Annotated in this window: 2 protein-coding genes and 1 pseudogene; 2 read left to right on the top strand and 1 reads right to left on the bottom strand. The window is 43.6% G+C overall.

Annotation, left to right across the window (positions count from 1 at the left end; all coding sequences use genetic code 11):
• Nucleotides 1–137 precede the first annotated feature (137 nt).
• On the bottom strand, nucleotides 138–1,667 hold the full coding sequence (locus ACE1AT_RS00125; protein WP_374865310.1) for a YifB family Mg chelatase-like AAA ATPase: 1,530 nt from the start codon (nucleotides 1,665–1,667) through the stop codon (nucleotides 138–140).
• A gap of 83 nt (nucleotides 1,668–1,750) precedes the next feature.
• Between ACE1AT_RS00125 and ACE1AT_RS00120 the strand changes: the two genes are divergently transcribed.
• Nucleotides 1,751–2,098, top strand: a complete 348-nt coding sequence (locus ACE1AT_RS00120) for a histidine triad nucleotide-binding protein (protein ID WP_374865311.1) — start codon at nucleotides 1,751–1,753, stop codon at nucleotides 2,096–2,098.
• Between the two features lie 250 nt (nucleotides 2,099–2,348).
• A pseudogene (locus ACE1AT_RS00115) lies at nucleotides 2,349–2,573 on the top strand (photosystem II q(b) protein); the annotation flags it as partial.

The raw sequence follows: 2,573 nt of genomic DNA, 5'->3' as shown, positions 1-2,573 counted from the left end.
GGGGTGAGGGAGTGAGTCTACACTCTCTAGTTAACCGTAACCTCGCCCGTAGTTCCGCAAGCAGAACGAGTAAGCACCCTATTTGCTGGTAGTTCTGGGAGGGGGATAAAGCCTCTCGCCTTTAGGCAGAGGAATGGTTACTGCATTCTATCTATCGTGCGGTACTGTATTGCTTCTGCAACATGATGGGCTTGTAAATTCTCATCTCCTGCTAAATCAGCAATCGTACGTGCTACTTTGAGAATGCGATCGCTTGCTCTTGCTGATAATCCTAATTTTTTAATTGCGCTTTCTAATAAGTTACGGCTAGCATCATCTAGTTTGCACCATTTTGGTAAATGGCGACTTTGGATCTGGGCGTTACAACGTAGATGAGATTCATCTTTAAATCTTGCAGATGCGCGATCGCGTGCTTGTTGTACTCTTTCTCTGACTATTGTTGAAGATTCTCCCGTCGGTTGTTGGGTAATTTCCTCTGGCTTCAAACGATTCACCGCCACTTGCAAATCAATCCGATCCATTAACGGACCAGAAAGCTTTGCCCAGTATTGTTCTCTTTGGCGTGGCGAACAGGTACACTGTTGAATCGTATCACCGTAATAGCCACAAGGACAGGGATTGGTACTTGCCACTAAAGTAAACTGAGCCGGAAACATTACAGATTGTTTCGTCCGGGAAATTGTCACAAACCCATCTTCCAAAGGCTGACGTAAGAATTCCAAGACATCACGTTTAAATTCTGTTAATTCATCAAGGAAAAGTACACCCAGATGTGATAGTGAAATTTCTCCAGGACGGGGAAACGTACCGCCACCGACGAGAGACGGCCCAGATGCGGAGTGGTGAGGGCTGCGAAAAGGGCGATCGCGTACTAAGGAGCCTCTATTTTTTAATAAACCAGCCACCGAGTGAATGCGTGTCACCTCCAAAGCTTCTGCAAAACTCAATGGCGGTAAAATCCCCGGTAAGCGTCTTGCTAGCATAGTCTTACCACTTCCTGGTGGTCCCACAAAAATTAAATTGTGACCACCAGCCGCAGCAATTTCCAATGCTCGACGGGCGTGAGCCTGGGCTTTTACATCTTTTAAATCAGCTAGTAGAGACGTTGCACGCAACGTCTCTACTAGGCCATCTAACTTTACAGGCTGATAACGCCCTGGATTATTTAAAAAATCAGCTACATCCGCCAGATTTTGAAAAGCATAAACAGCTAATCCTTTGACTACAGCAGCTTCTTGGGCATTATCCGCAGGGATAACTAAACCTGTAATTCCCATCTTGTTAGCAGCCGCAGCAATAGGTAAGACTCCAGCTACTGGACGTAAACTACCATCAAGAGACACTTCTCCCATAAAAATATAATTCTCTAACAACTCGGTCTTCAGTTGTTCAGAAGCTGCCAAAATTCCCACACTAATCGGTAAATCAAAACAAGGGCCTTCTTTACGTAAATCAGCAGGTGTGAGATTAATCACGATTTTTCGCATTGGAAAGGCGAAGCCGGAATTTTTGAGAGTAGCCTTTACCCTTTCCTTACTTTCTTGTACTGCTGCATCTGGTAATCCCAATACAACTATTCCTGGTAAACCACCAGAAACATCAACTTCTACACCGACTTTAACGGCGTCTATGCCTACAATGGCTCCACTCCAGACTCTAGCAAGCATAGTCTTTAAATTTCCTTTGTCACTAGTGCTTTGTCCTTTGTCTTATCATTGACAATTGGCAAATGACAAATAACAAATTACACATGACAAACCAAGACACAATTTTTGGCAAAATCATTCGTCGAGAAATCCCAGCCAATATTGTCTATGAGGATGATTTAGCGTTAGCCTTCACAGATGTTAATCCCCAAGCACCTGTTCATATCCTGGTTATTCCTAAAAAACCCATCCCGAAACTAACTGAAGCCGAACCAGGAGATCAAGCGCTTTTGGGGCATATTTTGTTAACTGCTCAAAAAGTCGCCGAACAAGCTGGACTAACAAATGGCTATCGCGTGGTGATCAATACTGGTGACGACGGTGGTCAAACTGTTTACCATCTGCATCTGCATATCCTGGGAGGAAGACATATGGCATGGCCTCCTGGTTGATATAGCAATCCGTGTAATAGTAGAGACGTGAAATTTCACGTCTCTACTAAATAAATATTTAATGAGCGATCGCTCACATCGCAAAAACTGCAAATAAGATAAAATCAGAAATATTTATATATCTTCTTTACATTAATAAACAAAAATTAATTAAATATTGTTTACAAATCTAAATCTTTCCTCTAATCTTATAAATGTAGGTACTTCGACCTACCAAATTATTAACGAACATTAAGCAATCATAAGAACAATGACAGCAACCTTACAAAGACGCGAAAGCGCCAACGTATGGGAGCGGTTCTGTAACTGGGTAACAAGCACCGATAACCGCCTGTACGTAGGCTGGTTCGGCGTACTCATGATCCCCACCTTACTCGCCGCAACCACCTGCTTTATCATCGCCTTCATCGCCGCACCTCCCGTAGACATCGACGGTATCCGTGAACCTGTAGCAGGTTCCTTGATGTACGGAAAC

This window comes from Pelatocladus sp. BLCC-F211, assembly GCF_041928655.1.
GTDB lineage: Bacteria > Cyanobacteriota > Cyanobacteriia > Cyanobacteriales > Nostocaceae > Pelatocladus.
This window is presented reverse-complemented; position numbering and strand designations above follow the sequence as displayed.